The organism is uncultured Rossellomorea sp., assembly GCF_947488365.1.
Lineage (GTDB): Bacteria > Bacillota > Bacilli > Bacillales > Bacillaceae_B > Rossellomorea.
In genome coordinates, this window is sequence record NZ_CANKZT010000002.1 from 257983 (window position 1) to 273488 (window position 15506).

A 15506-nucleotide genomic window follows, 5' to 3' on the forward strand; every position below is an offset into this window, starting at 1 on the left:
AAAGGAGATGGAATAAATGAACAAGAAACGTGTAGTTGTAACAGGATTGGGAAGTGTTACCCCGTTAGGTAATGATGTCGAATCAACGTGGACGAATATTTTAGCAGGGAAAACGGGTGTAGGTCCCTTAACGCGCTTAAATGCAGACGATTATCCAGCCAAAGTGGCAGCAGAATTGAAAGATTTCAATATCGAGGATTTCGGTGTTGAGAGAAAAGAAGCAAGAAAAATGGATCGCTTCACTCATTATGCGATTGCAGCTTCGTTAATGGCTGTCAAAGACTCGAAGCTCGACATTACAGACGAAAATGCTCACCGTGTCGGCGTATGGATCGGTTCAGGAATTGGTGGAATGGAAACGTTCGAACAGCAGTATGAAACCTTCCAAAAACGTGGATATCGCAGAGTAAGTCCATTCTTCGTCCCAATGATCATTCCTGATATGGCGGCTGGACAAGTCTCCATCATGCTAGGAGCTAAAGGCTTTAACTCTTGTACAGTAACAGCCTGTGCGACAGGAACTAACTCCATTGGAGATGCGTTTAAAGTCATCCAGCGTGGAGACGCGGATGTCATGGTGTCAGGTGGAGCAGAGGCACCAATCACGAAGATGTCTGTAGCCGGCTTCTGTGCAAATACAGCCCTCTCAACCAATACAGATCCTGAGAAAGCTTCAAGACCATTTGATGCAAATCGTGACGGATTTGTCATGGGAGAAGGAGCGGGTGTCGTTGTTCTGGAAGAGCTTGAGCATGCACTGAAACGCGGAGCGCCGATCTATGCTGAAATCGTAGGCTATGGTTGTACAGGTGATGCGTATCATATCACAGCTCCGGCACCAGCTGGAGAAGGTGGAGCGAGAGCAATGAAAATGGCTTTAGAAGACGGTGGAATCCTACCCGAGCAAATGGATTACATTAATGCTCACGGAACAAGTACTCCATACAATGACAAATACGAAACGATGGCTGTAAAAGAAGTATTCGGAGAGCATGCCTATAAATTAGCCATGAGTTCAACGAAATCAATGACAGGTCACCTTCTTGGTGCAGCTGGAGGGGTTGAAGCAATTTTTACAGTATTAGCTATGAAAGACAATGTACTGCCTCCAACAATCAATATCGAAACACCAGATCCGGACTGTGATCTTGATTATGTAGCGAACGAAGCAAGAAAACAGGAAGTGAATGTAGCGATGAGTAACTCATTAGGTTTCGGTGGTCATAATGCTACGATCGTCTTTAAAAAGTATAACAATTAAAATGAGAACGGGTCTGCTAATATGCTAGCAGGCTCGTTTTTTTGTTGTGAACCCTCTTTTTATTACATATACATGATAAAAAGTTGGGAAAGAGGGATGAAGGTGACTGTTGCTCCTACTGATGAATGGCTTGTAGATTCGATTCATAAACCTTTAGAGCTTCTAAAGAAAACGATAAACGGGAAAGAAGATCAAAAGTCGTTTTATCAATACCTCATGAAGCATGGCATGTATAAATCATCACATCACGCAGAGGATATTTATGCAAAAATGAAAGAACGTAAGATATGGGAGCGTTTTTCCCTTTATGAAAAAAAGTATAAACGAAAATGGAATGGCCCGAACGTTCCAATCTATTTATTCCCCGTTCAGGAAAAGAGAGGCATGTTCCAAGCCTCAATGAAAAAATCAGGTGTATGCTTTAAAGACGAAATTTTCTTCTTTGTAGCAGATCAAGAAGATGCCAAAGAATACGAAGCTCTATTTGTTCACGAATACCATCACTGTGTCAGAATGAAACTCTTAAACAAAAAAGATAGCCAATACACCCTATTAGATTCCATCATTTTTGAAGGGCTGGCAGAGTTTGCTGTCAGAGAGTATTGTGGGGAGAAGTATGTAGCTTCCTGGACAAAGGCTTATGAGGAAAAACAAATGTCACTTTATTTCGAGAAGTGGATTAAGCCTAATTTGGATGTGAAACGAAGCAGTCCCCTTCACGACTACTTACTTCTTGGTCAGAAATCTTACCCTAATATGCTGGGGTATGCTGCCGGCTATTACCTGGTACAAAATTATGTTAAGCAAAAGGATAGGTCTACCACAGCTCTATTAGGAAAACCTTCATCGATCTTCTTATCTTAGTAGAATGGGGATCAGCCATTCATATTCTGATTCCTGTGCTGGTGATATTAAATTAAGCTCTTTATATCGTCATATCTTCCATTTGAACTCCATAGACTATAGTAAGAATGGACGAGCTAAATCTCTAATGCGAGGATAGAGGCGGAAGGTATGGTGTTTCGAATGTTTGTATTATTTATAGGGTTTGGACTGGCTGTTTCAGGTGGTGTAAGTTTAATCATCTATTTAAACCTTCTCACTACTGGAATGACCTTTACAGACTATATTCTCTTCGTATCCACCCGAGTCGAATGCTACTTATTTCTCTTAGGGATTCTCATCATCACGATCTCAATCTATATTCCACGAAGGAAAAATAATCACTATCTATAAAACACTTGCTTAACAGGAATAAATTTACACCGATTTGCCTATACTGATTGACAAATAAGATTGTAGCAAAGCGAGGGGTCAATCATGTTATATCTTCATGATGTATGGGTAAATTGGTTCGAAGGCGAAGAAAATGGCTACAATGTCTGTCATTTTCACGAGTGGAGAAAAGAGGACGTTATTGAATTATTAGATCAAGTTCCGCTCATTAAAGTGGACACTGTTCTGTTTCATTACATCGAGAATGATTTATCAGAGTTACCTCAACAACTGCTCAATAATGTCTATCAAAAAGCATACTTGCGAAAAAACCATGAACGAATTCAATTGGATTATTGCTTCATTGTCACAGATGGAACAGGGATACTTGCCGTGGATACAATCGGGTATACCGTTCCAATCAGAAAAAGCAGGCTCATTCCAAGGCAGGAACAACTCGTCTATGAAATGGTAGAAAATCATGAAACGATGCAGTACGTCATTCAGCCTGAAGGAAAGAGAGAGGATTCATACCACATTCTCTCGCCGAGTCCCTATATGATGAGTGGTCTGACAAGAAAAGAAAGACAGTTGAAGCAATTATTATTTATGGCGCTGGATCAGCTTCACAGCTCAAATAACACGGCAGAAATACGATACTGGTACACGGAATGGGCTCCACAGCGATATCGGTCCATTCAAGAGATGGACTTTGAAGAAATTTGGCAAATGTTATACGAAGAAACACAGTATGGCTGGTCGGACAAGCATCTGACTCTCTGCGAGAACTTAATAAAAGGACAACCTTTTTTTGAAAAACTATGGGAAGTGGAGAATCGTCCTAAGGTAAATTAATTGGTGAACGAAAACCTTGAGTCCGTGATGGGCTTGGGGTTTTTTGTTTGGGTAGGGGGAAAAGGTGGTTATGTGAATGTCCATAAAAAAGCCAAGAGCCTAATTTGCAGGCTCTTGGCACCATCACTATTTTCTTTTTCTCTCTTTACGCCCGAGTCCCATGGCCTTTTCCATCTTCTTCAGCATTTTGTTTGCAGCGAAGTTAGCCTTTTCTGCCCCGCGATCAAGGATATCATCAAGCTCGTCAGAATCAATCAATTCATAGTAGCGGTCCTGTACCGGCTTAATGGCCTTGATTACGACTTGAGCCAGGTCAGCTTTGAAGTCTCCATAGCCCTTACCTTCATACTTTTGTTCAAGTTCTTCTATTGAACTGCCTTCAAGAATCGAATAGATAGAAAGGAGGTTTGATACTCCTGGTTTGTTTTCTTTATCGTATTTCACGATTCCATCTGAATCCGTTACAGCACTTTTGATTTTCTTTTCAATCATCTTCGGATCGTCGAGGAGCGTGATAAATGATTTCTGATTTGCATCGGACTTACTCATCTTCTTCAATGGGTCCTGTAGGGACATGACACGAGCCCCAACTTTAGGAATCCGGACTTCCGGAACCGTAAAGATGTTGTTGTATTTATTATTGAAACGCTCAGCAAGATTTCTCGTTAATTCCAGATGCTGCTTCTGATCGTCTCCAACTGGGACTAAGTCTGTTCCATACAGAAGAATATCAGCTGCCATTAATGGGGGATAGGTTAATAATCCTGCAGAAACTGCTTCTTTACCATGTGATTTATCTTTGAATTGTGTCATTCTTTCAAGTTCACCAATATACGTCACACATTGCAGGATCCATCCTGCCTGTGCGTGGGCCGGAACTTCCGATTGAATGAATAGTGTTGATTTATCCGGGTCGATGCCACAAGCAATATAGAGTGCAGCGAGACTGCGGATATTCTTGCGAAGCTCCATTTTATCCTGTGCTACCGTGATTGCATGCTGATCCACTACACAGAAATAACAATTGTATTCCTCCTGCAGCTCAGTGAACTGCTTCATTGCCCCGATGTAATTCCCAAGCGTAATCGTACCACTCGGTTGAATACCACTAAAGATTGTCTTCATCTAACTTCCTCCTCAAAATAAACAAAATAAAAACCCATCCGTCCTATAGAAGATAGGGACGAATGGGATCATTTCCGCGGTGCCACCCTAAGTACTCAAATGAGTCAGCTTAGTCCATGTGAACATGGAACCTCTTTAACGTGAGGTTGATCCGTTATATGCTACTCTATTTCACAAATAAAGCTCAGAAGTCCATTCCCTCTCCATGAATACTTGTTTTCACCAACCACAAGCTCTCTATAATTCAATAATGAAAGGTACTACTCTTCATCAACGCTTATACTCTCATTCATATACATTTATTATATAAAATAAATGTTCGTAATTCAAGTGTACACGAGATAGGACAAAGTGATCGAAAGTACGAGCGAAATAGTACCGACTATAAGAAATGATCGCGTAATGGAATAAGAGCGCTGCATTCCGTATTCTTCATGAGCATCCTTCGTTTCATCCAGTGTATCAAACTGGGAGATGTATTTTCCTTGTTTCGTACTGTTTCTGAATCTCTTAAGAGCATACAAGATTCCGTTGAAAAAACCTTTTTGAAAAATATAAAGGAGGGCTCCTATGGCAACATACGTAATTCCGATAATGAACAAACTGTCTATTATAGAAAGAAGGAGGTTTTTCCCCTGTAGAATAGCAGTCGCAAAGACGATGATGAAAAACAGCAGTGTAGGTATGTAGAAAAAATTTATTCGTTTCATAGTACTCCTTAATTTGTTTTTTATAAAAGTATACATGAAGGGTAAAGAAGAATTCAATCATCGTTCATATATATTCAGTTCAGCATGCAATGTGTGGTAAAAGAGACAGAAATCCTTATAGTGCGTATACATTTGAAACTCCTAACTCCACATAAATCCTTGAAGAGAATAGAGTATAAATTCTATTTTTTATATTTAGTCTGTAAATCTTATAATTATAATAGAAGTAGAGGGGGCGTTGGGGAATGATCCTCCACAATACAATTGAAATTGCCGTAATTAAAATTTACGTTTGTAACAATTGTAATGGGACAAACTCTCTAAAATGAACAGTTAAAACCCTTATACATCAAGGTTTTAACAACAATATGCCTATTAATCTGATAATTTTGCAAAAAAACTGTTAAATTCATATTGCAATAATTTCTCTATCATGTATAATAAGTAACAAATCTTCTGAAAATTAGAAGATAAATAAATATGAGATTTACGAGGAGGTCAATTTCAAGATGAAGAAAAAGTTTTCATTCTTGCTAGTTCTTCTTCTGGCTCTAAGTACTTTCTTAGCTGCATGTGGCGGCGACAAGAAAACTGAGGGCAACGAAGGAGCATCTGGTGAAGGCGGCGAGTCTGCTGAAAAGAAAGAACAGGTACTTAACTTACTAGAGAGTTCTGAGATCCCATCAATGGACTCTACTCTAGCAACTGACGCTGTTTCATTTAAAGTAATGAACAACGTATTTGAAGGTCTTTACCGTTTAGGTGAAAATGATGAGGCTGTACTTGGTATGGCTGCTGAAGAACCTCAAATCAGTGAAGATGGTAAAACTTACACGTTCAAACTTCGTGATGCTAAATGGTCTAACGGAGATGCAGTTACTGCTAACGACTTCGTTTACGCTTGGCAAAAAGCTTTAAACCCTGATACTGGTGCAGAGTATGCGTACATCATGTACGATATCAAAAACGCTGCAAAAGTTAACGCTGGTGAAGTTCCAGTTGAAGAATTAGGTGTTAAAGCGGTTGATGAGAAAACTCTAGAAGTTCAGCTTGAAACAGCTGTTCCATATTTCAAAGCTTTACTTTCTTTCGCAACATTCTATCCTCAAAACCAAAAGTTTGTTGAAGAAAAAGGCGATAAATTCGGTCTTGAAGCTGACACTGCAGTTTACAATGGTCCATTCACACTATCTGAGTGGAAGCATGAGCAAAGCTTCAAATTAACTAAGAACGACGGTTACTGGGATGCAGAAACTGTTAAGCTTAAAGAAGTTAACTTCAACATCGTTAAAGATACTGCTACTGGTGTAAACCTTTATGAAACAAACAAAGCGGATGTAGCTGGTCTTTCAGCTGAATTCGTAGATAAATACAAATCAGATGAAAACTTCAAAACAAAGGCTGATACTGCGGTATTCTTCCTTCGTTTAAACCAAAAGAATGAAGTTATGGCTAATGTAAATGCTCGTAAAGCATTTGATGCAGCTTATGACAAGCAAGGTATGGTTGACGTTCTTCTTAACAATGGTTCAATTCCTGCATATTTCTTAGTACCAAAAGATTTCGTTTCTGGCCCAGACGGTGCTGAGTACCGTGAAGCTGTAGGTGATTTCGGTGGTTTCGATCCAGAAAAAGCTGCAGAACATTGGGCTAAAGCGAAAGAAGAGTTAGGTAAAGATTCTATTGAATTAGAACTACTAAACTATGACTCTGACAGCTCTAAGAAAATCGGTGAATTCTTAAAAGAACAATTAGAGCAAAACTTAGAAGGTTTAACTGTTTCAATCAAAGCACAACCATTCAAGCAAAAGCTTGAGTTAGAATCTAAAGGTGATTATGATGTTTCATTCGCCGGATGGGGTCCTGACTATCCAGATCCGATGACATTTGTTGACATGTTCGTAACTGATGGTGCACACAACCAAATGGCTTACTCTAACCCAGAGTATGACAAGTTAATTGAACAAGCTAAAGGTGAACTTCTTGATGATCCTGAAGCTCGTTGGCAAGCAATGGTTGACGCAGAAAAGATTCTTTTCGAAGATCAAGCGATCAGCCCGATGTACCAACGTGGAACTGCTTTCCTAGAGCGTCCATATGTTAAAGGTCTATTACGTCACTCATTTGGTGCAGATGCATCATACAAATGGGCGTACATTGAGTAATAATCGGCTCGATTGAAAAACCTTAAAAGGGAGAGCGTATGCATGAGCATATGCTCTCCTTTTCCAGTGAATGTCGAAAATTATCAAAAAAGTAAAAATACATTGAAAATTTGTCGATAATCGATATAATTAAAAATGTAGAAAAAAATAGACAAAAAAGGGGGGCTAAAGAATGGTCAGATATACAATTCAACGTATCGTTTATATGATCATCACTTTGCTTATCATTGCAACCGCCACTTTCTTTCTGATGAAGCTCCTACCTGGATCTCCACTACAAAACGCAGAAAGGCTGACTCCGGAACAACAACAAATCATAATGGATAAATACGGTCTTAATGATCCGCTGCCAGAACAATATGTGAACTATATGGTCGGGTTAGCGAAAGGAGATTTGGGGTTGTCCTTCCAATACGATAATCGTCCTGTTACACAAATTGTTGGAGATCGTATTGGTCCTTCCGCACTTCTTGGATTCCAAGCTATGGTATTAGGTACTTTCTTAGGGCTACTTATTGGAATTATTGCAGCAATCAAACATAACACATGGCTCGATTATGGTTCGACGTTCCTAGCCGTAATTGGAATATCGATTCCTTCATTCGTATTTGCCGGACTCCTGCAATACTACGTCGGGGTTAAACTTGAATGGCTGCCCGTGGCACTATGGGGAGAATATAAACATACGATTCTTCCAACCTTAGCACTTACAGTATTCGTAGTAGCGACCATTGCTCGTTTTATGCGTACTGAAATGCTGGAAATATTAAACTCCGATTATATTTTACTAGCAAAAGCAAAAGGAATTTCTAAAACGGCAACTGTTGTAAAGCATGCTGTTAGAAATGCTTTAATCCCTATTGTAACGATTCTTGGACCAATGACAGTTGGGGTTATGACAGGATCCCTTGTAGTTGAACGAATTTTCGCAGTCCCTGGTTTAGGGGAACAATTCGTTCTATCGATCAATACAAATGATTACACCGTTATTATGGGGATTACCCTCTTCTTTAGTGCATTATTCATCGGTGTAATATTCTTAGTAGATATTCTTTACGGTATCATTGACCCGCGTATTCGCTTAGCTGGAGGGAAGAAATAATGGAAGCAAACAAAAAGAAACTAGATCAACTTAGTCCAGACCTCTTCCAACCTCAAAAGGCTAGGGAAGACGAGTCAGAGAAAATTTCGCGTCCGAGCTTAAATTTCTGGCAGGACTCATGGATTCGTTTACGGAAGAACAAAGGAGCAATTGCTGGAATCATTATCACGGCAATTATTTTCTTCTTTGCCGCTTTTGGACCAATGATGAACGAGTATAAATTTAGCGATCAAAATATTCGGCATGCAAAGCTGCCACCAAAAATTGAAGCGCTTTCAGGAATTAGTTGGTTACCATTTGACGGAAAAGATGCAGATGGTTTTGATGTATATGAAGCAAGACAAGTTAAAGAAAACTATTGGTTTGGTACAGATGATTTAGGACGTGACCTATGGACACGTACTTGGAACGGTACCCGTATTTCACTTTATATTGGTATTCTTGCAGCGATCATCGATTTTATCATTGGTATTTCATATGGTGGGATTTCTGCCTATTACGGTGGGAAAGTCGACGATGTCATGCAGCGTATTATTGAAATTCTTGTCGGGATTCCAAACTTAATTGTGGTTATCCTCTTTATCTTGATATTCGAGCCTGGTATATTCTCCATAACCATGGCCATGGTTATAACCGGTTGGACCGGTATGGCCCGGATCGTTCGTGGTCAAGTATTACAGTTGAAGAATCAGGAATTTGTTCTAGCTTCACGTACACTTGGTGCTACGAGCAACCGTTTGATCTTTAAACACCTACTTCCAAACGTAATGGGACCTGTTATCATTACCACGATGTTCACAGTGCCTGCTGCGATTTACACAGAAGCATTCTTAAGCTTTATCGGATTGGGGATTGCTCCACCAAGAGCATCACTGGGATCATTGGTTAATGATGGGTACAAATCAATCCAGTCATTTCCGCATATGATGCTGGTTCCATCAGCCGTCATCTCATTAGTCATCTTAAGTTTTAACTTAATGGCCGATGGATTGCGTGATGCACTAGATCCGAAAATGCGTAAGTAATGGAAGGGAGATTATGAATATGTCAAAAATTTTAGAAGTCAATAATCTACACGTCTCCTTCAATACGCATGGAGGAGAAGTTCAGGCTGTCCGTGGTGTAGATTTTCATTTAGATAAAGGTGAAACACTAGCGATCGTTGGTGAATCTGGTTCAGGGAAATCAGTTACTACGAAAGCTCTAATGAGATTAATTCCAAATCCTCCAGGCTTTATTAAAGGGGGGGAAATGTTATTTGAGGGTAAAGATTTAGCAAAGTTACCTGAAAAGGATATGCAGAAAATTCGCGGTAAAGACATTTCTATGATTTTCCAAGATCCAATGACGTCTCTGAACCCAACGATGACGATTGGTAAGCAAATCATGGAACCGCTTGTGAAACACCAAAATATGAGTAAAAATGATGCGAAAAAACGCGCCATCGAGTTACTTAAATTAGTAGGTCTTCCTAGTCCGGAAACACGTTTCAAGCAATATCCCCACCAGTTTTCCGGTGGTCAGCGTCAGCGTGTCGTCATCGCGATTGCTTTGGCATGTAATCCAAAGATCCTGATTGCAGATGAGCCTACAACAGCATTGGACGTAACGATTCAGGCACAAATTCTTGAGCTGATGAAAGATCTGCAAAATAAAATTGATACATCAATCATTTTCATCACACATGATCTTGGTGTTGTAGCAAATGTGGCTGACCGTGTGGCGGTTATGTATGGTGGTCAAATCGTAGAAACAGGTACTGTGGATGAAATCTTCTACGATCCACGTCACCCTTACACGTGGGGATTGATCGGTTCGATGCCTACAACAGAAACTGAAGGTGAACAAGAATTAGTTGCTATCCCCGGTACACCGCCGGATCTTTTAAATCCACCTAAAGGAGATGCTTTTGCCCTCCGCAGTGAATATGCTTTAAAAGTGGATTTTGAACAAGAGCCGCCATATTATCAGGTTTCTGATACTCACTATGTGAAGTCGTGGTTATTGCACCCTAGTGCTCCAAAAGTTGAGCCACCTGAAATCGTTAAATTAAGACAAAGACAAATGCCTTCTAATTACAAAGAGCCGGTACTTGTTGAGGGGGTTCGTTCATAATGGCAGAAAAGTTATTAGAAATTAAGAATTTAAAGCAGTACTTTAACCCTGGTAAGCCGAATATGGTTAAAGCTGTTGATGATATCAGCTTTGATATATATAAAGGTGAGACCCTTGGTCTGGTAGGGGAATCCGGATGTGGTAAATCTACGACTGGTCGTACGATTATTCGTTTGTATAATGCCACAGACGGTCAAGTTCTATTTAATGGTGAGGACGTTCACGGTAAAAAGTCACGTTCACAATTAAAGAAATTCAACCGTAAAATGCAAATGATCTTCCAGGATCCCTATGCAAGCTTGAATCCTCGTATGAAGGTAGCTGATATCATTGCAGAAGGTATCGACATTCATGGATTGGCTTCTTCTAAAGAAGAACGTTTGAAAAAGGTTCATGATTTACTTGAAACAGTTGGTTTAAATAAAGAGCACGCTGGTCGCTACCCCCATGAATTCTCAGGTGGTCAAAGACAGCGTATCGGGATCGCCCGTGCCCTTGCGGTGGATCCAGACTTCATTATTGCCGATGAGCCGATTTCCGCTCTTGACGTCTCGATCCAGGCACAGGTTGTTAACCTGATGCAGGAATTACAAAAAGAGAAGGGCTTAACGTACTTATTTATCGCCCATGATCTATCCATGGTAAAATACATCAGCGACCGTATCGGAGTGATGTACTATGGTAAATTAGTCGAATTGGCTCCAAGTGATGCGCTTTACAAAAACCCTCTTCACCCTTATACTCAGTCACTATTATCAGCGATTCCATTACCGGATCCTGAGTATGAGCGCACACGCAGAAGAAAAGAGTATAATCCTTCTGTTCACAACTATACAGAGGAAGATAATCTTGAAATGCGTGAAGTGGCACCTGGACACTTCGTATATTGCTCAGACAAAGAATTTGCGCAATATAAAGCTCAGTACAAAAACTAAAATTCTTTTTAAAAGCTCCCTTTAATGAGGGGAGCTTTTTTTATTGAATGTTTGATGTATTCTATTTGTACATGAAAATAATACAATATAATGAAGATATTTAATTTCCTTGGAAATTTCGACAGATTAGGAGTAATACCCCTTTTCTTTCAAGTTATTTCCTTGTTAGAATAGTATAAGGTGTTACATATTTTACTAGATAGCTTATTTAATAGAGGAGAGGTTTATTTTGAAATGGAGTAAGGTAGCGACATCCTTATGTTTAATCACAATGTGCGCATTGCCGTTCCAAACAGCGAGTGCTGAAGGAGACGGGGCGGCAGCCCACGAGAAGAGAAGTCTTTCTTTAAGTAAGAAAGAGATAGCAAGTCCCGCCCCAAGGTTTGCATATGATTCCGGCTTTACATTTGAATATCCTGATGCGGTGAGAGGGGTTTATGTTACAGGTCACTCTGCTGGTGGAGCGAGATTTGAAAGTTTAACGAAACTAATGGATGATACGGATCTGAATGCCATGGTTATTGATATTAAAGATGATCACGGTTATGTTACATACGAACCTGAAGAATCTTCACCATACGCTAAAGTAGGGCAACCCTATATCAAAGATCCCAAAGCAATCTTAAAGGTACTTGAAGAAAAACAGATTTACCCGATTGCCAGGGTCGTTGTATTTAAAGATACGATTTTGGCGAACGAAAAACCGGAATTATCCTTTAAAGATGGAAGTCAGGTATGGAAAAACGGCAGGGGAGAATCCTTTGTGAACCCATTTCTGAAAGAAGTATGGGACTATAATGTAGGGATAGCGATTGAAGCCGCGAAGATGGGATTCCAGGAAATCCAATTTGATTATGTTCGTTTCCCTGAAGGTTTCGAGAAGCGTGATGGTGAGCTGAAGTACGACGGAGGCGAGTATGCAAGTAATGATACCGATAACGTACAAAAACGTGTGAATGCTGTTACGGATTTTGTAGAGTATGCCCGTGAAAAGCTGAAGCCTTATGGCGTAAAGGTTTCTGTCGATATCTTCGGGTATACAGCAACTCTTCCAGAGGCACCGGGTATCGGGCAGAATTTTTCGAAAATATCTGAGAATGTTGATGTGATTTCTTCGATGATTTATCCGAGTCATTGGACGCCATATTTCGGAATCGCAAAACCTGATTTACAACCTTATGAATTGGTTTCTGAGTATGCGAAGCTTGAAAAATCTAAATTAGCGGAATTGGAAAACCCGCCTATATCAAGACCGTGGCTGCAGGACTTTACCGCTTCCTGGTTAGGCAGTGGAAACTATAAAGCCTACGGGAAGGCAGAGGTTGAGGCGCAAATTAAAGCATTAAATGATCAAGGAATCAAAGAGTTCCTTTTATGGGATGCGGGGAATACGTATACAGAAGGTGTTGACTACACACCATAAGCCGCAAGCCTGCCCTGTCATTTACAGGGCAGGCTTTTCTGTTTTCATTGGTACTATGTATGATTTAAGCTTTTCGATTTGAAAAAATGCTCATCTATTGTTATGATTAATATATTGGTAAGATTAACCGCTTTCAACCACATTACCCTCTTCATAGGCGTTCAAGCCTGTGATTCCGTACTTTTATCCCACGGATAAGACTAACATCTAACATAAACATTTTTTTTCTGAGAAAAATAATTGTATCCCGTTAGTCAATGTCATCCAAAATTCTTTTAAAGGAGTAGATCCATGCATTGGTATGAAAAGTTAAATCAGTATTTCCCGGTAGAGGAAATGAAATCAAAAGAACATCTTGAGTCATTACTCAAAGAAAGAAGTGACATCTATCATAAAGATGAGGGGCCACACCACGTACTTATGTATGCGGAACTTGATGACTTTATCTTTATTGATTATCTTTTTGTCTCAAAGGATGCCCGGGGACAAGGCTTAGGTCATAAATTACTTGAGAAGTTAAAAGAAAAGAACAAAGCCATCATTTTAGAGGTAGAGCCCGTGGACTATGATGACAGCGATACGGAGAAGCGCTTGAAGTTTTACAAGCGTGAAGGCTTCGAGCATGCTGTTAGTATAGGATATGCACGTCGTTCTCTCGCTACAAACGAAATCAATGAAATGGAAATCCTTTATTGGGTTCCGAATCAAGAGTCAGAAGACCTGATCTTCAACTCTATGAAGAAAACATATGAATTAATCCATACTTATAATGACAAGAAGTTTTATGGAGCGTCATACCAGCCGGTTGAAGAAGTCTTGAAGCAAGATGAAGATCGTGATGGGGATGTACTGAAAAACCTCTAAATGTAAAAGAACCTTATTGTTCATTCGCAATAAGGTTTTCTAAATGAAAATATGGAAATGTTCTATATCATGTTTATTCTCTTTTTGAACCGGGTAAAGCGTTATTAGAAAGAGATCATATGACGTATGTTAAACCTATGTATAGGAAATTTGACAAATTAGTTAAAACTATGTTCAAGGGACAGTAATTCATGTATAATACATAATAGAGATTTCTTATTTAAACTAATTTTAATTAACAGCTTTTGTTTAAATAAAATACTCTATATAATAAAAAATCCTTAAGGGAGTGTGAATGATTCGTGGTTACATTATTCACTTCACCTAGTTGTACATCTTGTCGTAAGGCAAAAGCTTGGTTAGAAGAGCATGAAATTCCATATACAGAGCGAAACGTATTTTCTGAGCCATTAAGCATTGATGAAATCAAGGAGATCCTTCGTATGACTGAGGATGGAACAGACGAAATTATCTCAACCCGTTCTAAGACATTCCAAAAGCTTAATGTAGATTTAGAAACTTTACCACTTCAAGAACTGTTCGAGCTTATCCAGAAAAACCCTGGGCTTTTAAGACGACCAATCATATTGGATGAAAAACGTCTTCAGGTAGGATATAATGAAGATGAAATCAGACGATTCCTTCCAAGGAAGGTTCGTACGTTCCAACTTCTAGAAGCTCAAAGAATGGTAAACTAAAGGATCCTTTCTTTCTCACGCATTCTTTATGTATGAGAATATATAAGTAAAAGGGGCTGACCCTTTAAGGAACGTTGCGTATCCTTTGGGGTCAACCCCTTTTATATTAGATTAAGTATTAACACTTGAATTTTCTGCAAATATTCGCTAAAATGTCAAAAACGCGTTAAATAGTGTGATTTGTGAAGAAAAAAATGGGTGTTATTTTTATTCCATTTTCAGTGTTTATATCATAAAATAGAAGTACAAGGTACAAACTAACCTAAATGTATCTTCTATCTTCACCAGCAATCGGGCTTAAAGCTCAGAGGGTGTAGTCCCTTCACTAACATCATGCAAGAAGGGAGAGGTGTTAAATGGAAATCGAACGCATTAATGAAAATACCGTCAAGTTCTATATTTCCTATGGGGATATAGAAGATCGCGGCTTTGATCGTGAGGAAATCTGGTATAATCGCGAAAGAAGTGAAGAACTCTTCTGGGAAATGATGGATGAGGTTCATCAAGAAGAAGATTTCGGTATAGAAGGACCGCTATGGATTCAAGTTCAAGCGTTAGATAAAGGGCTTGAAGTACTCGTTACAAGAGCTCAGGTTTCAAAGGATGGTCAGCGATTTGAGTTACCTATTCCAGAGGATAAACTCAAGGAACTTCCTGTAGATGAACGCATTGAAGAACTTTTGGATCAGCATTTCCAAATCAAACAAGATCAAGATGGAGAAGCAGAAGTAGCACTGGATTTCACGTTGAAATTTAATGATTTTGAAGATGCGATTTCTCTGTCCCATCGGATGAAGGATATGCCATTAGATCATCTGGAAACAAAGCTGCTTGCATTCGAAAATAAATATTTTATTTACGTCAAATTTTCAGAAGAGCACTTCTCGGAAGAAAATATCGACAATATGTTAAGTATACTGCTTGAATATGCGGATGAGTCACGAATGACCGTTCATCGCCTTGAAGAGTATGGAAAAGTAGTCATTAATGAACATGTGTTTGAGACATTAAGTGGACACTTTTCGTAAGGACAATACC

15 protein-coding genes and 1 other annotated feature are annotated in these 15506 nt (G+C 39.4%); of the genes, 13 read left to right on the forward strand and 2 right to left on the reverse strand.

The window, feature by feature from the left end; all coding sequences use genetic code 11:
• Positions 1-16 precede the first annotated feature (16 nt).
• From fabF to Q1B03_RS08240, 4 genes are all read left to right on the forward strand, one after another.
• On the forward strand, positions 17-1261 hold the full coding sequence (gene fabF, locus Q1B03_RS08225; protein ID WP_299740243.1) for a beta-ketoacyl-ACP synthase II: 1245 nt from the start codon (positions 17-19) through the stop codon (positions 1259-1261).
• Positions 1262-1363: 102 nt separating this feature from the next.
• Complete coding sequence (locus Q1B03_RS08230; RefSeq protein WP_299740244.1) at positions 1364-2125, forward strand: DUF2268 domain-containing protein; 762 nt, start codon at positions 1364-1366, stop codon at positions 2123-2125.
• A 150-nt stretch (positions 2126-2275) separates the two neighbouring features.
• The gene (locus Q1B03_RS08235; protein ID WP_299740246.1) at positions 2276-2497 is read left to right on the forward strand and encodes a hypothetical protein; all 222 of its coding nucleotides are present in this window, start codon (positions 2276-2278) and stop codon (positions 2495-2497) included.
• An 84-nt stretch (positions 2498-2581) separates the two neighbouring features.
• Complete coding sequence (locus Q1B03_RS08240; RefSeq protein ID WP_299740249.1) at positions 2582-3331, forward strand: YjbA family protein; 750 nt, start codon at positions 2582-2584, stop codon at positions 3329-3331.
• Between the two features lie 126 nt (positions 3332-3457).
• Here the strand turns inward: Q1B03_RS08240 and trpS are convergent, their stop codons facing one another.
• Positions 3458-4456 (reverse strand): tryptophan--tRNA ligase, encoded by a 999-nt coding sequence (trpS, locus tag Q1B03_RS08245; protein ID WP_299740251.1) that lies wholly within the window; start codon positions 4454-4456, stop codon positions 3458-3460.
• Positions 4457-4507: 51 nt separating this feature from the next.
• Positions 4508-4739: a binding site (T-box leader), on the reverse strand.
• Positions 4740-4782: 43 nt separating this feature from the next.
• Positions 4783-5166, reverse strand: a complete 384-nt coding sequence (locus tag Q1B03_RS08250) for a DUF3899 domain-containing protein (protein ID WP_299740253.1) — start codon at positions 5164-5166, stop codon at positions 4783-4785.
• A 509-nt stretch (positions 5167-5675) separates the two neighbouring features.
• Here Q1B03_RS08250 and Q1B03_RS08255 point away from each other — a divergent pair.
• The 9 genes from Q1B03_RS08255 (at position 5676) to mecA (ending at position 15496) form a co-directional block, all read left to right on the forward strand.
• Entirely contained in the window at positions 5676-7331 is a 1656-nt protein-coding gene (locus tag Q1B03_RS08255; RefSeq protein WP_299740255.1) for a peptide ABC transporter substrate-binding protein, read from the forward strand.
• A gap of 172 nt (positions 7332-7503) precedes the next feature.
• A complete protein-coding gene (gene opp3b / locus Q1B03_RS08260) occupies positions 7504-8433 on the forward strand; it encodes an oligopeptide ABC transporter permease (protein ID WP_299740257.1) in 930 nt (309 codons plus the stop codon).
• Positions 8433-9458 carry an oligopeptide ABC transporter permease gene (gene opp3C, locus Q1B03_RS08265; protein ID WP_299740259.1) on the forward strand — a complete coding sequence of 342 codons (1026 nt, stop codon included), beginning with the start codon at positions 8433-8435 and terminating at the stop codon, positions 9456-9458. Before opp3b ends, opp3C begins: the two co-directional genes overlap by 1 nt.
• A 10-nt stretch (positions 9459-9468) precedes the next feature.
• Entirely contained in the window at positions 9469-10548 is a 1080-nt protein-coding gene (locus Q1B03_RS08270; protein ID WP_299741277.1) for an ABC transporter ATP-binding protein, read from the forward strand.
• Positions 10548-11483 (forward strand): ABC transporter ATP-binding protein, encoded by a 936-nt coding sequence (locus Q1B03_RS08275; protein ID WP_299740261.1) that lies wholly within the window; start codon positions 10548-10550, stop codon positions 11481-11483. The genes Q1B03_RS08270 and Q1B03_RS08275 overlap by 1 nt, the downstream gene beginning before the upstream one ends.
• 271 nt (positions 11484-11754) lie before the next feature.
• Complete coding sequence (locus tag Q1B03_RS08280) at positions 11755-12906, forward strand: putative glycoside hydrolase (RefSeq protein WP_299741278.1); 1152 nt, start codon at positions 11755-11757, stop codon at positions 12904-12906.
• A gap of 291 nt (positions 12907-13197) precedes the next feature.
• Positions 13198-13770, forward strand: a complete 573-nt coding sequence (locus Q1B03_RS08285; protein WP_299740263.1) for a GNAT family N-acetyltransferase — start codon at positions 13198-13200, stop codon at positions 13768-13770.
• A 302-nt stretch (positions 13771-14072) separates the two neighbouring features.
• Positions 14073-14468 carry a transcriptional regulator SpxA gene (gene spxA, locus Q1B03_RS08290; protein ID WP_032089161.1) on the forward strand — a complete coding sequence of 132 codons (396 nt, stop codon included), beginning with the start codon at positions 14073-14075 and terminating at the stop codon, positions 14466-14468.
• A 356-nt stretch (positions 14469-14824) separates the two neighbouring features.
• The gene (gene mecA, locus Q1B03_RS08295; RefSeq protein ID WP_299740275.1) at positions 14825-15496 is read left to right on the forward strand and encodes an adaptor protein MecA; all 672 of its coding nucleotides are present in this window, start codon (positions 14825-14827) and stop codon (positions 15494-15496) included.
• Positions 15497-15506: the final 10 nt, after the last annotated feature.

Bases quoted from the DNA above. Each gene is read 5' to 3' on its own strand.
- fabF (WP_299740243.1), top strand. From the start codon at position 17: ATGAACAAGAAACGTGTAGTTGTAACAGGATTGGGAAGTGTTACCCCG.
- Q1B03_RS08275 (WP_299740261.1), top strand. From the start codon at position 10,548: ATGGCAGAAAAGTTATTAGAAATTAAGAATTTAAAGCAGTACTTTAAC.
- Q1B03_RS08250 (WP_299740253.1), bottom strand. From the start codon at position 5,166: ATGAAACGAATAAATTTTTTCTACATACCTACACTGCTGTTTTTCATC.
- Q1B03_RS08255 (WP_299740255.1), top strand. From the start codon at position 5,676: ATGAAGAAAAAGTTTTCATTCTTGCTAGTTCTTCTTCTGGCTCTAAGT.
- opp3C (WP_299740259.1), top strand. From the start codon at position 8,433: ATGGAAGCAAACAAAAAGAAACTAGATCAACTTAGTCCAGACCTCTTC.
- Q1B03_RS08235 (WP_299740246.1), top strand. From the start codon at position 2,276: ATGGTGTTTCGAATGTTTGTATTATTTATAGGGTTTGGACTGGCTGTT.
- trpS (WP_299740251.1), bottom strand. From the start codon at position 4,456: ATGAAGACAATCTTTAGTGGTATTCAACCGAGTGGTACGATTACGCTT.
- Q1B03_RS08280 (WP_299741278.1), top strand. From the start codon at position 11,755: ATGTGCGCATTGCCGTTCCAAACAGCGAGTGCTGAAGGAGACGGGGCG.
- Q1B03_RS08240 (WP_299740249.1), top strand. From the start codon at position 2,582: ATGTTATATCTTCATGATGTATGGGTAAATTGGTTCGAAGGCGAAGAA.
- Q1B03_RS08285 (WP_299740263.1), top strand. From the start codon at position 13,198: ATGCATTGGTATGAAAAGTTAAATCAGTATTTCCCGGTAGAGGAAATG.
- opp3b (WP_299740257.1), top strand. From the start codon at position 7,504: ATGGTCAGATATACAATTCAACGTATCGTTTATATGATCATCACTTTG.
- mecA (WP_299740275.1), top strand. From the start codon at position 14,825: ATGGAAATCGAACGCATTAATGAAAATACCGTCAAGTTCTATATTTCC.